Origin of the sequence: Burkholderia sp. Ac-20365 (genome assembly GCF_017104715.1) — a bacterium.
GTDB lineage: Bacteria > Pseudomonadota > Gammaproteobacteria > Burkholderiales > Burkholderiaceae > Paraburkholderia.
The window spans coordinates 540,981-560,995 of the sequence record NZ_JAAGPI010000002.1; the positions used below are offsets into that span (position 1 = coordinate 540,981).

Consider the following 20,015-nt stretch of genomic DNA (forward strand, 5'->3'; position numbering starts at 1 on the left):
CGGCTTTTTTGACGTTTCCGCTACGATCAGGACACGCGTGCTGACGTCATATTGAGTGCCAACGCCTGCGCGACTTCGATGCCGTCGATGGCCGCCGAGTAGATGCCACCCGCATATCCCGCGCCTTCGCCGGCCGGATAAAGGCCTTCGACGTTCATGCTCTGGTAATCGTCCTTGCGTCGAACGCGGATGGGCGACGAAGTACGCGTTTCGACGCCGGTGAGCACGGCGTCGTGCATCGCGAAGCCGGCGATCTTCCTGTCGAGCTGGGGCAATGCTTCACGGATGGCTTCGATCACGTAGTCCGGCAGCGCGGTGCTCAGATCGGTCGGGCGCACGCCCGGCTTGTACGACGGCACCACGGAGCCAAGCGAAGTCGACGGGCGGCCGGCGATGAAATCACCGACCAGTTGACCCGGCGCGTGGTAATCGCCGCCGCCGAGTTCGAATGCACGCTCTTCCCATTTGCGCTGGAACGCGATGCCCGCCATGGGACCGCCGGGATAGTCTTCCGGCGTGATGCCGACGACGATGCCCGCATTCGCGTTGCGCTCCGCGCGCGAATACTGGCTCATGCCGTTGGTGACCACGCGGCCCGGCTCTGAGGTTGCCGCGACTACCGTGCCGCCGGGGCACATGCAAAAGCTGTAGACCGCGCGTCCATTGCTGCAGTGATGGACCACCTTGTAGTCGGCCGCGCCGAGTTGTTTGTGGCCCGCGAACTTGCCGAAGCGCGCGCGATCGATCACCCCTTGTGGGTGTTCGATGCGAAACCCCAGCGAAAACGGCTTGGCTTCGATATAGACACCGCGATCGTGCAGCATCTGGAACGTGTCGCGCGCGCTGTGGCCCACGGCCAGCACCACGTGATCGCAGCGCAGTGTCTCGCCGTTCGACAGCTTGAGCGCACGCACCTTGCCCTGATCGATTTCAATGTCGTCGACGCGGGTTTCGAAGCGGATCTCGCCGCCCAGTTCCTCGATGTTGGCGCGCATTTTTTCCACCATGCTGACAAGGCGGAACGTGCCGATGTGCGGCCGGCTCAGATAGAGAATGTCTTCCGGAGCGCCGGCCTTGACGAATTCGTCAAGCACCTTGCGGCCGTAGTGGTTCGGATCCTTGATCTGACTGTACAGCTTGCCGTCCGAAAACGTCCCCGCCCCGCCTTCGCCGAACTGAACATTGGATTCAGGGTTGAGTACGCTCTTGCGCCACAGGCCGAAAGTATCCTTGGTGCGCTCACGCACGGCTTTGCCGCGTTCGAGGATGATTGGGCGAAATCCCATCTGCGCCAGGATAAGTCCTGCGAACAGCCCGCACGGTCCCATGCCGATAACGACCGGGCGCAGGGAAGTCATGTGCTCGGTGGCTTTCGCGACGAAGCGGTATTCCATGTCCGGCGTTATCGCGCAATGCGGGACGTCCGCGAGCCGCTTGCGCGCGGCCGCTTCGTCCTTGACCTCGACATCGACGATATACGTCAGCTTGATGTCTGAGCGCTTGCGTGCGTCGTGCGCGCGGCGGAACACCGAGTAACGGAGGAGCCCGTCTTTCGGCACGCCGAGCTGCGCGAGGCGCGCACGTATCGCGGCTTCGAGTTCGCTCTCGGGATGGTCGAGGGGGAGTTTGACTTCGCTTAGACGTAGCATGAGTACTGGAATGCGGTCGCCACGGAATCGTGGCGGTATTGGAACAGGCGGAAGCCGGATTGGCGTTGGCGACGTTGTTCGCCACGCGGGCATCTCAAGCTGTTCAGGATGAGTTCATGTCGAGCGCTTGCGTGGGGAAGACTTTCCGCCCCAAAGTCGTCATCGAGCAAGCCGCGTTCGGTGGCGTGCTGTCGCCTGCTAGCGGAAGACGAAGAAGCTGTTGCGGGGTTGGGAGGACCGAGTCCTGATCTACGTAGCTGCCCTTTTTGCGCAAGTTTACCATCATCGGCGCAGCGCAATCGGCGCCTCGGTATTAGTGTGGCGTCCAGATTCGGCTGCCAGCGGGAAACGGTTCTGGCAAAGTTCAACGCGCATCGTCTTGCTGGCTGGAATTGAAAAAGCCCGGTAGATCAGAGATCTACCGGGCTTTCGCAATTTGGTGGCGAATCAGGGATTCGAACCCCGGACCTGCGGATTATGATTCCGTCGCTCTAACCGACTGAGCTAATTCGCCGAAAGAAGCGAGATTATGAAGATGCCGGCGGGGGCTGTCAACCCCCGCGCGACAACTTTTTGCGAGACTCCCGTTTTACCTACGTCGCGCTCAGTCCTGCGCGTAGATATTGGAGTCCTTGGTCTCCCGCACGAAAAGCAGACCGATCACGAATGTCGCCAGCGCGATGATGATCGGATACCACAGCCCGGAGTAGATGTTGCCCTTCGCAGCGACGATCGCGAACGCCGTCGCTGGCAGGAAGCCCCCGAACCAGCCATTGCCGATGTGATACGGCAGCGACATCGACGTGTAGCGGATGCGTGTCGGGAACATCTCGACCAGCATTGCTGCGATTGGCCCGTACACCATCGTCACGTAGATCACAAGGATCGTCAGGATCACGACCGTCATCGGCCAGTTGATCTGAGATGGATCGGCCTTGGGCGGATAGCCGGCCGCCTTCAGCGCGGTGCCGAGGTTCTTGTCGAACGTTTTGCCAGCTTCCTTGGCGTCGGCGGCCTTGCCGTCGAACGTGTCGATCGTGGTATCGCCGACCTTGATCTGCGCCAGCGTGCCAGCCGGCGCCGCGACGTTGTCGTAGTTCAGGCCAGCCTTTGACAGCGCGCTTTTCGCGATATCGCATGACGACGTGAACTTCGACGTGCCGACCGGGTTGAACTGGAACGAGCACTCGTCCGGATTCGCGATCACGACGATCGGTGCCTTGGCCGTCGCGGCCTCGAGCGCCGGGTTCGCGTAGTGCGTCAGCGCCTTGAAGAGCGGGAAGTAGGTCAGCGCCGCAATCAGGCAGCCAGCCATGATGATCGGCTTGCGGCCGATGCGATCAGACAGCGAACCGAAGAACAGGAAGAACGGCGTGCCGATCAGCAGCGCAATCGCGATCAGGATGTTCGCGCTTGCACCGTCGACCTTCAGCGTCTGCGTCAGGAAGAACAGCGCATAGAACTGGCCCGTGTACCAGACAACTGCCTGGCCAGCCGTCACGCCGATCAGAGCCAGAATGACAATCTTCAGATTCTTCCACTGACCGAACGCTTCCGACAGCGGAGCCTTCGACGTCTTGCCTTCAGCCTTGATGCGCTCGAAAGCAGGCGACTCGTGCAGTTGCATCCGGATCCACACCGAAATCCCCAGCAGCACCAGCGACGCGACGAACGGAATGCGCCAGCCCCATGCGCCGAACGCGTCTTCGCCCATCGCCGTGCGCACGCCGAGAATCACGAGCAGCGACAGGAACAGGCCGAGCGTTGCCGTCGTCTGGATCCACGCAGTGTAGAAGCCGCGGCGGTTGGCGGGCGCGTGTTCCGCGACGTACGTCGCAGCGCCGCCGTACTCACCGCCGAGCGCGAGACCTTGCAGCAGACGCATCGCGATGAAGATCACGGGCGATGCCATGCCGATCGCCGCATAGCCGGGCAGGAAGCCGACCACACAGGTCGACAGACCCATGATGACGATCGTGATGAGGAAGGTGTACTTGCGGCCGACCATGTCGCCTAGTCGCCCAAACACCAGCGCGCCGAACGGACGCACCGCGAAGCCGGCCGCGAAGCCGAGCAGGGTGAAGATGAAGGCGGCCGTCGGATTGACGCCTGAGAAGAAGCTCTTGCTGATGAAAGCCGCGAGCGAGCCGGCCAGATAAAAGTCGTACCACTCGAAAACCGTGCCCAACGATGACGCGAAGATTACCCGTTTCTCTTCTTTCGTCATCGGCGCGTGCGAGATTTGCCCGCTTACGGTAGCCATATGTCGTCTCCAGTATTGATATAAGTCGCGGCGCGCCTGGACGGGCGCGTCCGTGTAGCGATTATTGGAGCGGAAACTTACGGCGTTCTGACGCGGAAGGGATGAGCTTCGGAATGTAGAGAATTGTCGATAATCTGGCTTGGTGTGGCTAACGTCTCGTATTTTGTTAGCTATTGCGCGGAAGACGGTCAAACCGGATTGCTGACTTAAATGGATAAAACTGACGGATTAGGGTAAGTCCCGTGCACGATCCATCATCCGCAAGCTGACACGTACGAGCGTTCCTGCCAGACGTGGCGACGTTTGATAGACGTTATCTTCGATCGCGAGCGTACCGCCGTGCATCGTCGCGATTTCACGGACGATCGCAAGACCCAGTCCGCTGCCGTCGCCTTCACGCCCGAGAATCCGGTAGAACCGCTCGACCACGCGCTCGCGCTCGGCGGCGGGAATCCCCATGCCTGTGTCTTCCACTTCCAGATGAGCCATTCGAGCGGCATCGTCGCGCCGCACGCGTACCGTGATGCGCCCGCCCGCTGGCGTGTAGCGGATCGCGTTATCGATCAGGTTCGACAGCATCTCACGCAGCATCACGGGATTACCTTCAACCTCGATCGCTTCTTCGGGCGTTTCCGGTCCTTCGTAGCCGAGGTCCATCTGCTTGGCGAGCGCGGGCTGGACCCAGTCGCGCACGGCGCTGCGCGCGACGTCGCCGATCTCGACGGGCGTGAAAATTTGCCCTGACATGCGGTTTTCGGCGCGCGCAAGCGCGAGCAGTTGCGTAACGAGCCGCGCGGCGTGCTCCGAACTGGTCGCGATCTGCTCGAGCGAGCGATGCACTTCCGCCGACGCTTCCTGACGCAGCGCCAGTTCAGCCTGGGTGCGCAAACCCGCGAGCGGCGTTTTCATCTGATGCGCGGCATCGGCGATGAAGCGCTTTTGCAGCTCCATGTTCTGCTCGAGGCGCGTCAGCAGATCGTTGAACGAGGTGACGAGCGGCTCGATTTCGGGCGGCGCGCGGCGAGCTTCGAGCGGCGAGAGGTCGTCGGGGCGGCGCGCGCGGATATGTGCCTGCAGTGCGTGCAGCGGCGCAAGGCCGCGCGACAGCCCGAACCACACGAGCAGAATGGCCAGCGGCAGGATCACGAACTGCGGCAGGATCACGCCTTTGATGATGTCGTTGGCGAGCGCGCTGCGTTTGTCGAGCGTCTCGGCCACCTGTACGAGCACGGGCTGGGCGCCCGGCGTCTGCGGAAATTCGACAGTCGTATAAGCGACGCGGATATCGTTGCCGCGCAGCATGTCGTCTCGAAACTCGACGATGCCCGGCTGCGGCCGGTCTTCCTCACGCGGCAACGGCATGTCCCGATCACCCGCGACGAGTTCGCCGCGCGTGCCGAGCACCTGATAGAACACGCTATCTATATTGTCGGCGCGCAGGAAGTCGCGCGTCGAATCGGGCAGCGTCAATTCGGCGACACCGTTCACCGGATGGATTTGCCGCGCGAGCACATACGCATCGGTCTCCAGCGCGCGGTCGAACGGCCCGTTCGCGATCGACTTCGCGACCAGATACGTGACGGCAAGACTCATCGGCCACAGCAGCAGCAAGGGCGCGAGCATCCAGTCCAGAATTTCGCCGAACAGCGAGCGCGGACGCGTCTCCGCCGCCGCCTCGGATTCATCGGGCGGCGCGAATGGATTCGCGTAGCGCGCGTCGCGGACTTCGTCGATATCCGCCGCGTGCGCCGTGGCGCGCGGTGCGCGGACGGACATGGAGCGCCTTTACTTGAAGTAGTGGCTTGCGGGCATGGCAGCGGACGCGTCGGACGGCTCGCCTTGCTGGGCTGCCGCTTGCGCTGGTGGCGCGGCCTTCTCGAGACAGTAACCGAGCCCGCGCACAGTAATGATGCGCACGCCGCTAGGTTCGATCTTCTTGCGCAGCCGGTGCACATAGACCTCGATCGCGTTGTTGCTGACCTCTTCGCCCCATTCGCACAGGTGATCGACCAGCTGCTCCTTCGATACCAGCCGCCCGATCCGCTGCAACAGGACTTCGAGCAATCCTAGCTCACGCGCGGACAGATCGATAACCTGCTCATTGGCATAGGCAATTCGACCAACCTGATCGAACGACAGCGAGCCATGCCTGACGACGGTCGGCCCGCCGCCCGCGCCGCGGCGCGTGAGCGCACGTACGCGTGCTTCGAGTTCGTTGAGCGCGAAGGGCTTCGCCATGTAGTCGTCGGCGCCGAGATCGAGGCCTTTCACGCGTTCATCGACGCTGTCGGCTGCCGTCAGGATCAGCACGGGCACGTTCGAATTGCGCGCGCGCAGACGGCGCAGCACTTCGAGGCCGGACATTTTCGGCAGGCCGAGATCGAGAATGAGAAGGTCGAACGTCTGCATCGACAGGGCGGTATCGGCTTCCGCGCCCGTCTTCACATGGTCAACGGCGTATGCCGATTGGCGGAGTGATCGGACCAGACCGTCCGCGAGTATGCTGTCGTCTTCGGCAATGAGAATTCGCATGATGCGCCCTGCCCGGCCGGCACCGGGGCGCCCCGGCGCACAGCGTCTCCGAAAAATTTTGTCGGTAGTAGGTGTTGTCCGATTGCAAATCTGGACGTCCACATTTGCAAACAGGCTTGCCAAAACTACTGTTTTTTTATACAGTGTCTGCGTTTAGCGTGCTGATTGGAAGAACCGAGTTCAAAACCGGGTTCGCAACTACCGGCACACCTGCCTCAGACGCCGTTCATCATAGCAAAGGACGATTCATGGAAGAAAGCAAGAAAGGCTCGGCTGGACTGACTGCGGAAAAGAGCAAGGCACTTGCTGCCGCGCTTGCGCAGATCGAAAAGCAGTTCGGCAAAGGGTCGGTCATGCGGCTCGGCCAGGGTGAGGCAGTCGAAGATATCCAGGTGGTCTCGACGGGATCGCTGGGCCTCGACATCGCGCTGGGCGTTGGCGGGCTGCCGCGTGGCCGTGTGGTGGAAATCTACGGGCCGGAATCGTCGGGTAAGACCACGCTGACGCTGCAGGTCGTTGCCGAAATGCAGAAGCTCGGCGGCACGGCGGCGTTTATCGACGCGGAACACGCGCTCGATATTCAATACGCGCAAAAGCTCGGTGTGAACGTCAGCGAACTGCTGGTCTCGCAGCCCGACACGGGCGAACAGGCGCTCGAAATCGCGGACGCACTGGTGCGCTCGGGTTCGATCGACATGATCGTTATCGACTCGGTTGCGGCGCTCGTGCCGAAGGCCGAAATCGAAGGTGAAATGGGCGATTCGCTGCCGGGTCTGCAAGCACGTCTGATGTCACAGGCGCTGCGCAAGCTGACGGGTACGATCAAGCGCACGAACTGCCTCGTGATCTTCATCAACCAGATCCGCATGAAGATCGGCGTGATGTTCGGCAACCCGGAAACGACCACGGGCGGTAACGCGCTGAAGTTCTACGCATCCGTGCGTCTGGACATTCGCCGTATCGGTTCGATCAAGAAGAACGACGAAGTGATCGGCAACGAAACCCGCGTGAAGGTCGTGAAGAACAAGGTGTCGCCGCCGTTCCGCGAAGCGATTTTCGATATTTTGTACGGCGAAGGCATCTCGCGTCAGGGCGAAATCATCGACCTCGGCGTGCAGGCCAAGATCGTCGACAAGGCGGGCGCCTGGTATAGCTACAACGGCGAACGTATTGGTCAGGGCAAGGACAACGCGCGTGAATTTCTGCGCGAAAATCCGGATATCGCGCGTGAAATTGAAAACCGTATCCGCGAATCGCTCGGCGTGAATGCGATGCCGGCGGGCGCTGCCGTCAGCGCCGACGAGGAAGTGGGCGAAGAGGAGTAATCGTCGCGTGATGCGCAAGGGCCGCTCTGCTTCCTCGACCACGGGCGCAGGACGCAACACGGGCGGCCCGCGCGACGACGATCCATTTGAATCGTCGTCGCGCGTGTCTTCACGTTCGTCCTCGTCTGCCGCAACACCGCTCTCAAACGAGTCATCCCCCGAGGACTTCGATCCATTCGAATCGTTCGATGCGCATGATCGTGCCGCCGGCGTCGGTCCGGCTTCACGCGACCGCTCAAACACCGATAGCGAAGAAGTCACCTACACGCGCTCGCGTCGCCAACCAGGCGAAGGCAAACCCGCCGATACCGCGAGCCGCGCTTCACAACGTCCCGCACGCTCTCTAAAAGGCCGCGCACTCGGCTATCTGTCGCGCCGCGAATATAGCCGCGCAGAGTTGTCGCGCAAGCTCGAGCCGTACGCGGAAGAGGGCGATTCAATCGACACATTGCTGGATTCGCTCGAAAGCGAAGGCTGGCTGTCGAATTCCCGTTTCGCTGAAAGCCTGATTCATCGGCGTGCATCACGCATGGGTGCGGGCCGCATCGTCAACGAACTCAAGCGTCACGCGGTCGGGCAGACGCTGGTCGAAGAGGTCAGCGCGCAATTGAAGGAAACCGAAATGGCGCGTGCTCAGGCTGTCTGGCGTAAAAAGTTCGGCACCTTGCCGGAAACGCCTAACGAACGCGCCAAGCAGGCGCGCTTTCTTGCAACGCGCGGGTTTTCTCAGGGAATCATCGGGAAAATTCTGAAGGGTATTGACGAGGACTGGGCATCGGAATAGCGCCCTTCGCTCAGGCCACGGGCACTGCTGCGCTGCACGAAAAGTCTGCGTCAAATTGCCATCCCTGGTATCGCGCAAACCCTGCTCCATCAAGCCCCTGCAGCGTTTGGCCAGTCTCAAATACCCAGTATGCTAAAATTCAACGGTTCTTCAATCCGGCCTTTGTTCTCGCATGCCGCTCTCCCCGCCAGTGTCCCGACAGTTGCGCCATCGCCGCGCAATCCGAGCGGAGGCATTTGAGCGCGAAGATGGTTTGTGGGATATCGAGGCATGCCTCACCGACGAAAAGCCACGTGATGTGACGCTTGCGTCGGGTGTCCGGCCGAACGGCTCGCCGATCCATGAACTCTGGCTCCGCATCACGATCGATCGCAAGCTCAATGTCGTCGACGCTGAAGCGTCGTCCGACTGGGTTCCGTATCCCGGTCTGTGTGAAGCCTCCAATCCCGCCTATCGTGCCCTCATCGGGCTCAATCTCTTCCATAACTTCCGTCGCGATGCTGCCCGTTTGCTGGCCGGCACGGCTGGCTGCACGCATCTCACCGAGTTGTGCGCAATTTTGCCCACTGCCGCCATCCAGGCGTTCGCGGGCGACGTGTGGAATACGGATAAGGGCAGGCCAGGAAGCGAGGGGCCCGCGAGTTCGCCCAATGGATCAGCAGACGCTTCGTCCCACGGCACGCAGGGCAGCACCGGACAAGACGCCAAAGATAACGCTTCGAGCGAGCAAGCAACCCAACACGCAAGCGAGCAACCAAACGACAAACCGCCATTCCAGCTGGGCCGCTGCCATGCGCTGCGGTTCGATGGCGAGGCGGTGCGACAGTTTTATCCGCGCTGGTACGGCCACGCGCCGCGTTCAGCGGATCGCGCGGATGCCGTACCCGACGGACAGGCCGTGAAAGCGGCGCGTCCCGAGTAAACGGCCCAGCCGGAAGCGAAGTTCAATCCAACTCTCAGACTGAAGGGAATCACGCATGAAGATTCACGAGTACCAGGGTAAGGAAATCCTGCGGAAATTCGGAGTCGCGGTACCGCGCGGCAAGCCGGTCTTCTCGGTGGATGATGCGGTCAAGGCCGCTGAAGAGCTCGGCGGCCCGGTTTGGGTCGTCAAGGCTCAGATCCACGCGGGTGGCCGTGGTAAGGGTGGCGGCGTGAAGGTCGCGAAGTCGCTGGAACAGGTTCGTGAATACTCGAACCAGATCCTCGGCATGCAGCTCGTCACGCACCAGACTGGCCCGGAAGGCCAGAAGGTGAATCGCCTGCTGATCGAAGAAGGCGCTGACATCAAGAAGGAACTGTATGTCGGTCTCGTGATCGATCGCGTTTCGCAGAAGATCGTCGTGATGGCGTCGAGCGAAGGCGGCATGGACGTCGAAGAAGTCGCGGAAAAGACGCCCGAGCTGATCCACAAGATCGCTGTCGACCCGTCGACCGGTCTGAAAGACGCCGAAGCCGACGAGCTCGCAACGAAGATCGGCGTTCCCGCTGCTTCGCTGCCGCAAGCGCGCGCGATCCTGCAAGGCCTGTACAAGGCATTCTGGGAAACGGACGCATCGCTGGCCGAAATCAACCCGCTGATCCTGACGGGCGACGGCAAGGTCATCGCACTGGACGCCAAGTTCAACTTCGATTCGAACGCACTGTTCCGTCATCCGGAAATCGTCGCGTACCGCGATCTGGACGAAGAAGATCCGGCTGAAGTCGAAGCGTCGAAGTTCGACCTCGCGTACATCTCGCTCGACGGCAACATTGGCTGTCTGGTGAACGGCGCCGGTCTGGCGATGGCGACGATGGACACGATCAAGCTGTTCGGCGGCGAGCCGGCGAACTTCCTGGACGTCGGCGGTGGTGCGACGACCGAGAAGGTCACGGAAGCGTTCAAGCTGATGCTGAAGAACCCGAACCTGACGGCGATTCTCGTCAACATCTTCGGCGGCATCATGCGTTGTGACGTGATCGCGGAAGGCGTGATCGCAGCTTCGAAGGCGGTCGATCTGCAAGTGCCGCTCGTCGTGCGCATGAAGGGCACGAACGAAGACCTCGGCAAGAAGATGCTGGCCGATTCCGGCCTGCCGATCATCTCGGCAGACAGCATGGAAGAAGCTGCGCAGAAGGTCGTCGCGGCTGCCGCAGGCAAGGCCTGATCGCCCCGGCGCATATCACCGGATTACGAATGGCGGCGCGCGAGCGTCGCGGGCAAACGCTATTTGCCGCGCGGGACGCGTTGAGCGCGCCACCAAACGAACAGAGGTCAATACATGTCGATTCTGATCAACAAAGACACCAAGGTCATCACGCAGGGCATCACCGGCAAGACCGGTCAGTTCCACACGCGCGCATGCCGTGAATACGCAAACGGCCGCGAAGCATTCGTCGCGGGCGTGAACCCGAAGAAGGCTGGCGAAGACTTCGAAGGCATTCCTATCTACGCTAGCGTGAAGGAAGCCAAGGAAGAAACGGGCGCGACCGTCTCGGTCATCTACGTGCCGCCCGCAGGCGCCGCTGCTGCAATCTGGGAAGCCGTCGAAGCCGATCTCGATCTCGCGATCTGTATCACGGAAGGCATCCCCGTTCGCGACATGATCGAAGTCAAGGACCGTATGCGCCGCGAAGGCCGCAAGACGCTGCTCCTCGGACCGAACTGCCCGGGCACGATCACGCCGGACGAACTGAAGATCGGCATCATGCCGGGTCACATCCACCGCAAGGGCCGCATCGGCGTGGTGTCGCGTTCGGGCACGCTGACGTATGAAGCAGTCGGCCAGCTGACGGCGATCGGCCTCGGCCAGTCGTCGGCAGTCGGTATCGGCGGCGACCCGATCAACGGTCTGAAGCACATCGACGTCATGAAGATGTTCAACGACGATCCGGATACGGACGCCGTGATCATGATCGGCGAAATCGGCGGTCCGGACGAAGCGAACGCTGCGCACTGGATCAAGGACAACATGAAGAAGCCGGTGGTTGGCTTCATCGCTGGCGTTACGGCGCCTCCGGGCAAGCGCATGGGCCACGCCGGCGCGCTGATCTCGGGCGGTGCGGATACGGCTGATGCCAAGCTGGAAATCATGGATGCCTGCGGTATCAAGGTCACGAAGAACCCGTCGGAAATGGCGCGTCTTCTGAAGGCGATGCTGTAAGAAGTATTGCGATAGGCTCGAGAAACGTCGGCTGCCGTTGACGTTTTTTGATACGCTTACGAAGTCCTTTCGTAAGACGCAAGATGAAGCGAGGGAGCGAGCCATTGCTCCCTCGCTTTTTTGTTGCCGTTTGCTTTCGCTACCTTCTATCCTGCTTTCCATGCTCGAATTCCTCACCACGCTCCATTGGGGCGCCGTCTTCCAGATCATCGTCATCGACATCCTGCTGGGTGGCGACAACGCTGTCGTGATCGCGCTCGCCTGCCGCAACCTGCCGCCCGAGCAACGCACGAAGGGCGTGCTATGGGGCACGCTCGGCGCGATCGTGCTCCGTGTCGCGCTGATCGCGTTCGCTGTCGTGCTGCTCGACGTGCCGCTGCTCAAGTTCGCGGGCGGCCTGCTGCTGCTGTGGATCGGCGTGCGCCTGCTGGCGCCGGCGCCCGACGCGCATGCGAATGTCAAACCCGCCGACAAGCTGCTTGCAGCCGTCAAGACGATCATCGTCGCCGACGCCGTGATGAGCCTCGACAACGTGATCGCGATTGCAGGCGCCGCCGAAGCCGCCGAGCCGCACCACCGCATCGCCCTCGTCGTGTTCGGGCTGATCGTCAGCATTCCGCTGATCGTGTGGGGCAGCCAGCTCGTGCTGAAGCTGCTCGACCGTTTCCCGATCGTCATCACGCTGGGCGGCGCGTTGCTCGGCTGGATTGCGGGCGGTCTCATCGTCAACGACCCGGCGGGCGACCGTTGGCCGATCCTGGATACGCCTGTTGCCGAATACGGCATGAGCATCGCCTGCGCGCTGTTCGTCGTGCTGCTCGGTTACGCGTTGAAGCGGCGCAACGCGAACCGGATTGCCGGACACACGCCGGGAACGCATTGACGAGATTCACTTTACCGATGCATTCCGGCGTGCACCATTAGCCATTCGGCCGGCTGCCGGCGCGGTTAGCGGCTCGCTACGATCGAAGCGCCTGTCCTGATTCCCGGGGCAGGCGCTTTCGTTTTGAGGAGTTCGCCGATGATCGCTAATGTTGCCGTTGCTTCGTTGTACACGTTCTTTGCGCCCTGGCTGCGCGCCCGCGCGCCGCGCACATGGACTGTCCCGCTCACCCGCGTGCGGCGATGGTGGGGCTTCACACTGATCGAGCTGATGATCGTGCTGGCCATCGTCGGCGTGATCGCTGCATATGCGATCCCTGCGTATCAGGACTATCTCGCGCGCAGCCGCGTTGGCGAGGGGCTGTCGCTGGCGTCGGCCGCGCAGCTGACTGTCGGCGAGAACGCCGGCAGCGGCAATGCGTTCGGCAGCGGCTACGCGTCACCGCCCGCCACCCGCAACGTCCAGTCCATCCATATCGACGACGACACTGGCCAGATCACGGTCGCGTTCACAACGCGCGTAGCCGACGACGGTTCGAACACAATCGTCTTCGTGCCGTCCTCGCCCGACAGCGCCGACACGCCGACGGCGCGCGTCGCGCTGGCGAAGGGCGCAGTGCAGAAGGGCACCATTACATGGGAATGTTTCGCGGGCGGCAAGGCTGCATCGTCGCTGCCGGCGCCGGGCGCGGGTCCGTTGCCCGCCGATGCGCCGACATTGCCGTCGAATCTCGCACCGCCCGAGTGCCGCAGCTAACCGGCGGATCGACTACATGAGGCAGGCGTGAGTCCGGTAGAAGCGGAACCCGCATCGAACGCCGCGGCAAAAGTTTCCATGCCGCGGCGAGATTCCGGGTTATTTCCGTTCGGGCGGCGCACAGCGCAAGGATTTTTTTGTATAGTGCGCCGGTTGCTGACGTCCCCGGTTACTCATGCCCAACCCTTTCGCCCGTTATCTTTCACTGTTCTTATTGGCTTGTGCGTTGATTCTGCCGTATGCAGTCGTCAACCACACGTATCCGATTCCGACCTTCTATGCCGAGTTCACGGCGCTGTCGCTCTATCTGCTGCTGGGCGCAGGTGTGGCATTGCTGGTCTGGTCGGCACGGCCACGCGTCGTATTCGCGTCGCCGGTCGTCGCATTAGTGCCACTGTGCTTCGGGCTCGTGCTGATCGCGCAGTCGATCGTGCTGCCCGTCGCGCAACCGTCGATGAACTGGCTCGGCGCGGGCTTTCTGCTCGCTGCGTTCATGGCCGTGCACGCCGGCTACGGTTTCAGCCGCGCGAACCTGACGGAAAACGCGTTCACGGTGGTCGCGTTCGCGCTGATCGTCGGCGGCCTGTTTGCGGTGTTTTGCCAGACGATCCAGCTCTTTCACCTCGAAGTGAAAGTGACGCCGCTAGTGGTTTCCTACAGTGTGCTGACCGAGCGCCGGCCATTCGGCAACATGGCGCAGGCCAATCACCTCGCCACGTATATCGCGTTCGCGACGGCGGGTGCGTTGTATCTCGTGCAGACGCGGCGCATCAATGTGTTCATCTGGCTGCTCGTGTCGGCGATTTTTTCGGGCGGCCTTGCGTTGACGGTGTCGCGCGGCCCGTGGCTGCAGATGGGCGTGATCGTCGTTGCAGGCTTCTGGATGGCGTTCGCCGAGCAACGTCGTAATGTGTCGCGCCGCCGCAGCAATCGCGAGTGGCTGATTCCCGTCGTGCTCGCGGTGCTGTTCTTCGCGGTGAATGCGGCGATCCGCTGGGCCAACGTGCACTTTCACCTCGATCTCGCGCAGTCCGCCGCGGAGCGCATGAAGGACGCAGGCCAGATCGCGCCGCGTCTCGCCCTGTGGAAGTACGGCTGGACAATGTTCCGCACGCACCCGTTGCTGGGCGTGGGCTGGGGCGAGTTTCCGCGCTATCAGTTCGATCTTGCGAAGTCGCTCGGCGGCGTCGAGATTGCCAACAATTCGCACGACATCTTCATCGATCTGCTCGCGAAGACGGGCCTGATCGGCCTGGGCATCGTGCTGCTCGGCCTTGCTGCCTGGTTCGTGCGTGTCGTGCGCGCGCCGCATACGGCTGCGCGCGTGTTTGGTCTCGCGCTGATCGGTGTGCTCGTGATGCATGCGCTCGTCGAGTATCCGCAGCAGTACATGTTCTTCCTGCTGCCCGCGATGTTCGTGATCGGCCTGCTCGATACGAAGCCGTTGCGCCTGATTCCCGGCCGTCTGTCGTTTGGTGCGTTCCTGGTGATAGTGTTCGGTGGACTGGCGGCGTTGTATCCCGTTTATCGTGACTACGCGCGCGCGGAGGTGCTGTATTACGGCTCGCGTCCGTTCGATCAGTACCGCGAAGATCCGTCGTTCCTGTTCGGCGCGTGGGGCGAGTATGGAATGGCAACGCTTCTGCCGATGAACGCGCAGGACTTGCCGCACAAGCTCGCGATGCATCGTCAGGCAATGGCGCTGCTGCCGGGCGAAACGGTGCTGCGACGTTATGCAGTGTTGCAGGCGCTGAGCGGCGACATGAACGGCGCGTACGATACTGTCGAGCGGCTGAAGATCTTTGCGGAAGAATTGCACGACTGGCCGTCGCAGCTCTCGTATCTGTACGATTTGTGCGACCAGCAGAAGACGCTCGGTGCGTTCAAGGCGGAGCTGATGAAGAAATACGGCACGCCGCCGAAGGACATCAACAACGATGACGAAGAGGGTGACGACGACGATTGATGCGTTGGCGTCGAGGTAATGCAAGCGGCGCGTCGAATGCGCCGCCTATCTCACTCCGCCACCCAATCCCCCGACTTCCCGCCATGCTTTTCGACCACCCGCACATCGGTGATGGTCATTCCGCGATCGACGGCCTTGCACATGTCGTACACCGTCAGCAGTCCGACCTGCACGGCCGTCAGCGCTTCCATCTCGACCCCCGTTCTGCCCAGCGTCTCGACCTGGACCCGGCAATGCACGGCAGGTCCCGATTCGTCGAGTTCGAACTCCACCGCGACGCGCGTGAGCGCGAGCGGATGACACAACGGAATCAGATCGGCGGTGCGCTTCGCGCCCTGGATCGCCGCAATGCGCGCGATGCCGATCACGTCGCCTTTCTTCGCTTCCCCTTTGCGGATCAACTCGAAGGTCGCGGGCAGCATGCGGATCGTGCCGCGCGCGACTGCGATGCGCTTCGTTTCCGCCTTGCCGCCGACGTCGACCATATGCGCCTGGCCGGCTGCATCGAAATGTGTGAGTTCGGTCATGGTTGGCTCCTGGAGAGGGCGCCTATCATAGCAGCGTGAGCGCTGCGGGGCAGTCGGGCGCCATGGCGTGCGCCAGAGCGAAGAATCACGATAACGCACAACGCTCCTGCGCGCCCGGCTACAGGCCACCTGCCGTCCAGGCGTATATCGCAGGTCGACGCGCCCACAGCAGCCGGTACAATCGAAAAACAAGTCCGGTTCCTTCCGGCGCCTTACGCCGCCTTCGATCTTCGCCCATCGTCCGCAATGCGTCTGAAACGGTTTCTTGCTGCAGTGTTGTCCGTCACGCTCGCCGTCCCGCCCGCGATCATCGCGCAGCCGTCGAACATGTCGGAACTGCCGCTCGTCACAGGCCCGCTCGACACCTATGGTGCAACGACCGTGCCGCCCGACATCGCGCAGGGCGTGTTCGGCATGTACGGCGGCGCGGCGACGCGCTTCTCGGGCAATCCCGGCGGCAACGCCAGCCTGCACGCGCCGATGTCCACGCAACAGTTGCCCGATCTCGGCGACGGCTCGGGCGGCTCGCTCACGCCGCAAGCCGAGCGCAAGCTGGGCGAGCGCGTGATGCGCGAAGTCCGCAGCGATCCTGACTATATCGACGACTGGCTCGTGCGCGACTATCTGAATTCGATCTCCGAAAAGCTCTCGGCCGCCGCGAGCGCGCAGTTCATCGGCGGCTATCGTCCGGACTTCGATCTGTTCACGATGCGCGACCAGCAGATCAACGCGTTCTCGCTTCCGGGCGGCTTCATCGGCGTGAATACGGGGCTGATCGTCGCGACGCAGACGGAATCGGAACTGGCGTCCGTCGTCGGCCACGAAATGGGCCACGTGCTGCAGCGGCACATCGCGCGGATGATCACGGCGGGCGAGCACAGTGGCTACGCGGCTCTCGCGGGCATGCTGCTTGGCGTGCTGGCCGGCGTGCTCGCGCATAGCGGCGATCTGGGCAGCGCGATCGCCATTGGCGGGCAGGCATACGCCGTCGACAACCAGTTGCGCTTCTCGCGCGCGGCCGAGCACGAAGCCGACCGCGTCGGCTTTCAGATGCTGGCGGGCGCGGGCTACGATCCGTACGGGATGGTGTCGTTCTTCGAGCGGCTCGACCGCGCGTCGATGAGCGACGCGGGCGCGCCCGCTTACGCGCGCACTCACCCGCTGACGGGCGAGCGTATCGCCGATATGGCCGACCGCGCGCGACGCTCGCCTTACCGGCAGCCGCGCCAGTCGTCCGAATACGCGTTTGTGCGCGCGCGGGCGCGCGTGCTTCAGGACCGGTCGCGCAGCGAATACGCCGACGACATTTCGCGGATGCGCTCCGAAATCGAAGACCGGACCGCGCTGAACGTGGCGGGCAACTGGTACGGCATCGCCTACGCGCAGATGCTGCTCGAACGGTACGACGACGCGGCGGCGTCACTGACGAAAGCGCGTGACGCCTTCGACGCCAACGAGCGCGCCGAAGGCGCCGCGCCGCGTAGTTCGCCGAGCCTCGACGTGCTCGCAGTCGATATCGCGCGGCGTGCCGGCCGCAACGACGAAGCCGTGCGTCTCGCGGAAATTGCACAGAAGCGCTGGCCGCAATCGCACGCGGCCATCGACATGCGTCTGCAGACGCTGCTCACCGCACGCCGCTTCGGCGAAGCGCAGGCGCAGGCGCTGCACGAAACGCGCGTCGATCCGCAGCAGCCTGTCTGGTGGCGCTATCTGGCGCAGGCGAGCGTCGGCACGGGCGACGCGCTGACGCAACATCGCGCGCTCGCGGAGAAGTTCGCGCTGGAAGGGGCGTGGCCGTCGGCGATCCGGCAACTGAAGGAAGCACGCGACATCAAGTCGGTTGGCTACTACGATCTCGCGACGATCGACGCGCGCCTGCACGAATTCGAAGCGCGCTACAAGGAAGAGCGCGAGGACGAGAAGAACAGCAGCTAGCGATCAGCTCAAGACGTTGCGACGCGCGCAGCAGGGCTTGCCACGAACCCGAAGCGCTTTTCAACCTCGGACTTGCGCACAGGTTCGAGCTTCAGACTCACGTCGTCCCGCCAGCGAAACTGGCCGCTTTGGCCGTCATTCGCCAGATCCGCATGTTCGGAGAACAGATCGAGATCGTGATCGTGCAGCACGGCGATGCGCGCAGGAGTCGAGCGATCGGTGAAGAGAATGCCGCCTTCGTCGTCGAGCCAGACGGCGGCGGGATCGAACGCTACGCCGCCCTGATCGGTCAGCGTGAGCTTGCCGCTCGCGCCATCCACGCCCAGCCGCACGATGAATGGCGTGTAGCCAAGCTCGACATATACGCGCTGCGGGCCGTTCTGAAAGAACCATTGCCCTTCAGCATCGGCTTCGTAGTTGCGGTTGATGAAGCCGAGCAGGGCGGTATGGCGAATCGGCTCGCCAGGCGCGCCGGCGGCTTGCGCCGCTTCGTCGCGCATGCGCCAGTTGCCGCGCCGGTCCAGCATCAGCCAGCCGGTGCAATGCGGCACGTTCGGCCATTTGGCCAGTGCCTGCTTGACGATGTCATCCATGTTGCGTGAACGGGTCGAGGTAGCCGAAGATCCGGCGAGACAGCCAGTCGATCCGGCCGGGGAAAGGGCCCGTCATGAAGCCGACGTGTCCGCCATGCTCCGGTTGATCGAGTTCCACCATCGATGATACCTCGCCGCGCGACGGCAGCACCGCGCCTGGCAGGAACGGGTCGTTGCGCGCGTTAAGCACGAGTGTCGGCACGGTGATCTCGGGCAGCAGTGGGCGGGTGGTCGAGCGCGTCCAGTAGTCGTCGGCGTTGCGAAAGCCGTGCAGCGGCGCGGTCACGACGTCGTCGAACTCGTGCATCGTGCGGCAGGCGAGTACGTCGTCGATATCGAACAGGCCGGGATACTGCGCGAGCTTTTGCTGCGCTTTGAGTTTCAGCGTCTTCAGGAAGCTGCGCGTATAGATCATCCCGAAGCCCTGCGACAGCGCGCGGCCGCCCGCGTGCACGTCGAGCGGCGCGGAGATGGCCGCCGCTGCAGAGATGATCGATGCGTCCTCACGGCGCTCGCCGAGCCAGCGCAGCAACACGTTGCCGCCCAGCGACACGCCCGCCGCCACGATCGGCCCCGCGTGCTGCTCGCGCAGGCGCCGCAGCACCCAGTCGACTTCGTTGCTGTCGGCGAGATGGTAGAAACGCGGCAGCAGGTTCATCGGCCCGCTGCAACTGCGAAAGTGCGGTACGACGCCGTGCCAGCCACGCAGATGCGCCGCCGCCATCAGCGTACGCGCGTAGTGCGAGTCCGAACTGCCTTCGAGTCCGTGAAACAGCACAAAGAGCGGAGCATTGGCGGCGATGCGCGGCGCGGCTGCGAGCGGACCGGGCACGAGCCAGTCGAGATCGATGAAATCGCCGTCGGGCGTGTTCCAGCGTTCGCGCCGGTAAGCCACCACCGGGCGGCGGCCGAACAATGCGGGAACGATGGTCTGGACGTGGCTATTTGGAAGCCAGAGGGGAGCGCGGTACAGCATGTCGACGGTCGCCTGGAGCGACGCACCCGCCGACGCGCCCACAGCAGCCTCGACAGCCGCCGCTGCATCGAGGGCCGGTCTGGAAGAAGCTTTATTGTCGTGGGTCGTGCTCATGCCAACACCGGTATTCAGTCGAAGCCTCTGGCCGTTGCCCGCGCCGGGACTTCCGTCAAGCTGGTCTCGCGAGGCGCTTCAGTGCAGCGCACCCTGACCATGTCTCATTTTGGCAGCAAACTGCGAGGCGGTTTCGTTCGGCATCGCACTCGCGTGGATATGCGCGATCTTCCATTCGCCACGTTCGTGGACCATCACATAGGTCGTGAAGACCATCGACGGGATCGCAGCCGGGTCAGCCGGCCGATGCGCTTCGGCAATCGCATAGACGACGGTGCCGAGACTGTCGTAAACACGGATGTCGAGCGGCTCGATCGAGACGGGCTGCGCTTCGAGCTGGAGAGTCAGCCCCGCGCGGATCGCGTCGAGGCCGTGCAGATGCGAACCATCGGCGCAGATACAGCTGACGAATTCCTCGTCGATCCACAAGCCCATCAAACTGTCGATATTGACCTCCGCGACCGCCTGGTAATAAGCGTTCAACGTGTCCGCAGCGGCTTCGAAGATGTGGGCAAAACGTGGCATGGCTCGTCAGTCTCTTGCGCGCCAGGCGCGCGGTTGCGGGTCAG

Annotated in this window: 17 protein-coding genes and 1 tRNA gene; 9 read left to right on the forward strand and 9 right to left on the reverse strand. The window is 62.8% G+C overall.

Annotated features, from left to right (window positions below; all coding sequences use genetic code 11):
• Window positions 1-26: 26 nt before the first annotated feature.
• The 5 genes from G3O01_RS05775 to G3O01_RS05795 form a co-directional block, all read right to left on the reverse strand.
• On the reverse strand, window positions 27-1,649 hold the full coding sequence (locus G3O01_RS05775; protein WP_205803559.1) for an NAD(P)/FAD-dependent oxidoreductase: 1,623 nt from the start codon (window positions 1,647-1,649) through the stop codon (window positions 27-29).
• 437 nt (window positions 1,650-2,086) lie between these two features.
• Window positions 2,087-2,163: transfer RNA gene (locus G3O01_RS05780), tRNA-Met, on the reverse strand.
• 90 nt (window positions 2,164-2,253) lie between these two features.
• Window positions 2,254-3,912, reverse strand: coding sequence for an MFS transporter (locus G3O01_RS05785; RefSeq protein ID WP_205803560.1), 1,659 nt, complete (start codon window positions 3,910-3,912; stop codon window positions 2,254-2,256).
• 228 nt (window positions 3,913-4,140) lie between these two features.
• On the reverse strand, window positions 4,141-5,688 hold the full coding sequence (locus tag G3O01_RS05790; protein WP_205803561.1) for a sensor histidine kinase: 1,548 nt from the start codon (window positions 5,686-5,688) through the stop codon (window positions 4,141-4,143).
• Window positions 5,689-5,697: 9 nt separating this feature from the next.
• Window positions 5,698-6,444 carry a response regulator transcription factor gene (locus G3O01_RS05795; protein WP_205803562.1) on the reverse strand — a complete coding sequence of 249 codons (747 nt, stop codon included), beginning with the start codon at window positions 6,442-6,444 and terminating at the stop codon, window positions 5,698-5,700.
• Between the two features lie 248 nt (window positions 6,445-6,692).
• On the opposite strand from G3O01_RS05795, the gene recA reads away from it, so the two are divergent.
• From recA to G3O01_RS05835, 8 genes are all read left to right on the forward strand, one after another.
• Complete coding sequence (recA, locus tag G3O01_RS05800) at window positions 6,693-7,769, forward strand: recombinase RecA (protein ID WP_205803563.1); 1,077 nt, start codon at window positions 6,693-6,695, stop codon at window positions 7,767-7,769.
• Between the two features lie 7 nt (window positions 7,770-7,776).
• Window positions 7,777-8,553, forward strand: a complete 777-nt coding sequence (recX, locus tag G3O01_RS05805) for a recombination regulator RecX (RefSeq protein WP_346779154.1) — start codon at window positions 7,777-7,779, stop codon at window positions 8,551-8,553.
• 172 nt (window positions 8,554-8,725) lie between these two features.
• Window positions 8,726-9,475 (forward strand): DUF2889 domain-containing protein, encoded by a 750-nt coding sequence (locus G3O01_RS05810; protein WP_205803564.1) that lies wholly within the window; start codon window positions 8,726-8,728, stop codon window positions 9,473-9,475.
• A gap of 55 nt (window positions 9,476-9,530) precedes the next feature.
• On the forward strand, window positions 9,531-10,700 hold the full coding sequence (sucC, locus tag G3O01_RS05815) for an ADP-forming succinate--CoA ligase subunit beta (protein ID WP_205803565.1): 1,170 nt from the start codon (window positions 9,531-9,533) through the stop codon (window positions 10,698-10,700).
• Between the two features lie 114 nt (window positions 10,701-10,814).
• Window positions 10,815-11,696, forward strand: coding sequence for a succinate--CoA ligase subunit alpha (gene sucD, locus G3O01_RS05820; protein WP_205803566.1), 882 nt, complete (start codon window positions 10,815-10,817; stop codon window positions 11,694-11,696).
• Window positions 11,697-11,856: 160 nt separating this feature from the next.
• Window positions 11,857-12,579, forward strand: a complete 723-nt coding sequence (locus G3O01_RS05825; protein ID WP_205803567.1) for a TerC family protein — start codon at window positions 11,857-11,859, stop codon at window positions 12,577-12,579.
• Window positions 12,580-12,717: 138 nt separating this feature from the next.
• Window positions 12,718-13,335 carry a pilin gene (locus G3O01_RS05830; protein ID WP_205803568.1) on the forward strand — a complete coding sequence of 206 codons (618 nt, stop codon included), beginning with the start codon at window positions 12,718-12,720 and terminating at the stop codon, window positions 13,333-13,335.
• A gap of 175 nt (window positions 13,336-13,510) precedes the next feature.
• Window positions 13,511-15,301: a Wzy polymerase domain-containing protein gene (locus G3O01_RS05835; protein ID WP_205803569.1), complete on the forward strand. Its 1,791-nt coding sequence runs from the start codon at window positions 13,511-13,513 to the stop codon at window positions 15,299-15,301.
• Between the two features lie 50 nt (window positions 15,302-15,351).
• Here the strand turns inward: G3O01_RS05835 and moaC are convergent, their stop codons facing one another.
• A complete protein-coding gene (gene moaC / locus G3O01_RS05840; RefSeq protein WP_205803570.1) occupies window positions 15,352-15,828 on the reverse strand; it encodes a cyclic pyranopterin monophosphate synthase MoaC in 477 nt (158 codons plus the stop codon).
• A gap of 246 nt (window positions 15,829-16,074) precedes the next feature.
• Here moaC and G3O01_RS05845 point away from each other — a divergent pair, with 246 nt between their 5' ends.
• Window positions 16,075-17,763, forward strand: coding sequence for a M48 family metalloprotease (locus tag G3O01_RS05845; RefSeq protein WP_205803571.1), 1,689 nt, complete (start codon window positions 16,075-16,077; stop codon window positions 17,761-17,763).
• An 8-nt stretch (window positions 17,764-17,771) separates the two neighbouring features.
• Here the strand turns inward: G3O01_RS05845 and G3O01_RS05850 are convergent, their stop codons facing one another.
• From G3O01_RS05850 to G3O01_RS05860, 3 genes are all read right to left on the reverse strand, one after another.
• Window positions 17,772-18,356 (reverse strand): DUF2946 family protein, encoded by a 585-nt coding sequence (locus tag G3O01_RS05850; RefSeq protein WP_205803572.1) that lies wholly within the window; start codon window positions 18,354-18,356, stop codon window positions 17,772-17,774.
• On the reverse strand, window positions 18,349-19,446 hold the full coding sequence (locus tag G3O01_RS05855; protein WP_205803573.1) for a hydrolase: 1,098 nt from the start codon (window positions 19,444-19,446) through the stop codon (window positions 18,349-18,351). Before G3O01_RS05855 ends, G3O01_RS05850 begins: the two co-directional genes overlap by 8 nt.
• A gap of 78 nt (window positions 19,447-19,524) precedes the next feature.
• On the reverse strand, window positions 19,525-19,971 hold the full coding sequence (locus G3O01_RS05860; RefSeq protein WP_205803574.1) for a nuclear transport factor 2 family protein: 447 nt from the start codon (window positions 19,969-19,971) through the stop codon (window positions 19,525-19,527).
• Between the last annotated feature and the right edge of the window lie 44 nt (window positions 19,972-20,015).

Excerpts from the sequence above, each read along its gene's own strand:
- G3O01_RS05775 (WP_205803559.1), bottom strand. The coding sequence starts at position 1,649 with ATGCTACGTCTAAGCGAAGTCAAACTCCCCCTCGACCATCCCGAGAGC.
- G3O01_RS05785 (WP_205803560.1), bottom strand. The coding sequence starts at position 3,912 with ATGGCTACCGTAAGCGGGCAAATCTCGCACGCGCCGATGACGAAAGAA.
- G3O01_RS05790 (WP_205803561.1), bottom strand. The coding sequence starts at position 5,688 with ATGTCCGTCCGCGCACCGCGCGCCACGGCGCACGCGGCGGATATCGAC.
- G3O01_RS05795 (WP_205803562.1), bottom strand. The coding sequence starts at position 6,444 with ATGCGAATTCTCATTGCCGAAGACGACAGCATACTCGCGGACGGTCTG.
- recA (WP_205803563.1), top strand. The coding sequence starts at position 6,693 with ATGGAAGAAAGCAAGAAAGGCTCGGCTGGACTGACTGCGGAAAAGAGC.
- G3O01_RS05810 (WP_205803564.1), top strand. The coding sequence starts at position 8,726 with ATGCCGCTCTCCCCGCCAGTGTCCCGACAGTTGCGCCATCGCCGCGCA.
- sucC (WP_205803565.1), top strand. The coding sequence starts at position 9,531 with ATGAAGATTCACGAGTACCAGGGTAAGGAAATCCTGCGGAAATTCGGA.
- sucD (WP_205803566.1), top strand. The coding sequence starts at position 10,815 with ATGTCGATTCTGATCAACAAAGACACCAAGGTCATCACGCAGGGCATC.
- G3O01_RS05825 (WP_205803567.1), top strand. The coding sequence starts at position 11,857 with ATGCTCGAATTCCTCACCACGCTCCATTGGGGCGCCGTCTTCCAGATC.
- G3O01_RS05830 (WP_205803568.1), top strand. The coding sequence starts at position 12,718 with ATGATCGCTAATGTTGCCGTTGCTTCGTTGTACACGTTCTTTGCGCCC.
- G3O01_RS05835 (WP_205803569.1), top strand. The coding sequence starts at position 13,511 with ATGCCCAACCCTTTCGCCCGTTATCTTTCACTGTTCTTATTGGCTTGT.
- moaC (WP_205803570.1), bottom strand. The coding sequence starts at position 15,828 with ATGACCGAACTCACACATTTCGATGCAGCCGGCCAGGCGCATATGGTC.
- G3O01_RS05845 (WP_205803571.1), top strand. The coding sequence starts at position 16,075 with ATGCGTCTGAAACGGTTTCTTGCTGCAGTGTTGTCCGTCACGCTCGCC.
- G3O01_RS05850 (WP_205803572.1), bottom strand. The coding sequence starts at position 18,356 with ATGGATGACATCGTCAAGCAGGCACTGGCCAAATGGCCGAACGTGCCG.
- G3O01_RS05855 (WP_205803573.1), bottom strand. The coding sequence starts at position 19,446 with ATGAGCACGACCCACGACAATAAAGCTTCTTCCAGACCGGCCCTCGAT.
- G3O01_RS05860 (WP_205803574.1), bottom strand. The coding sequence starts at position 19,971 with ATGCCACGTTTTGCCCACATCTTCGAAGCCGCTGCGGACACGTTGAAC.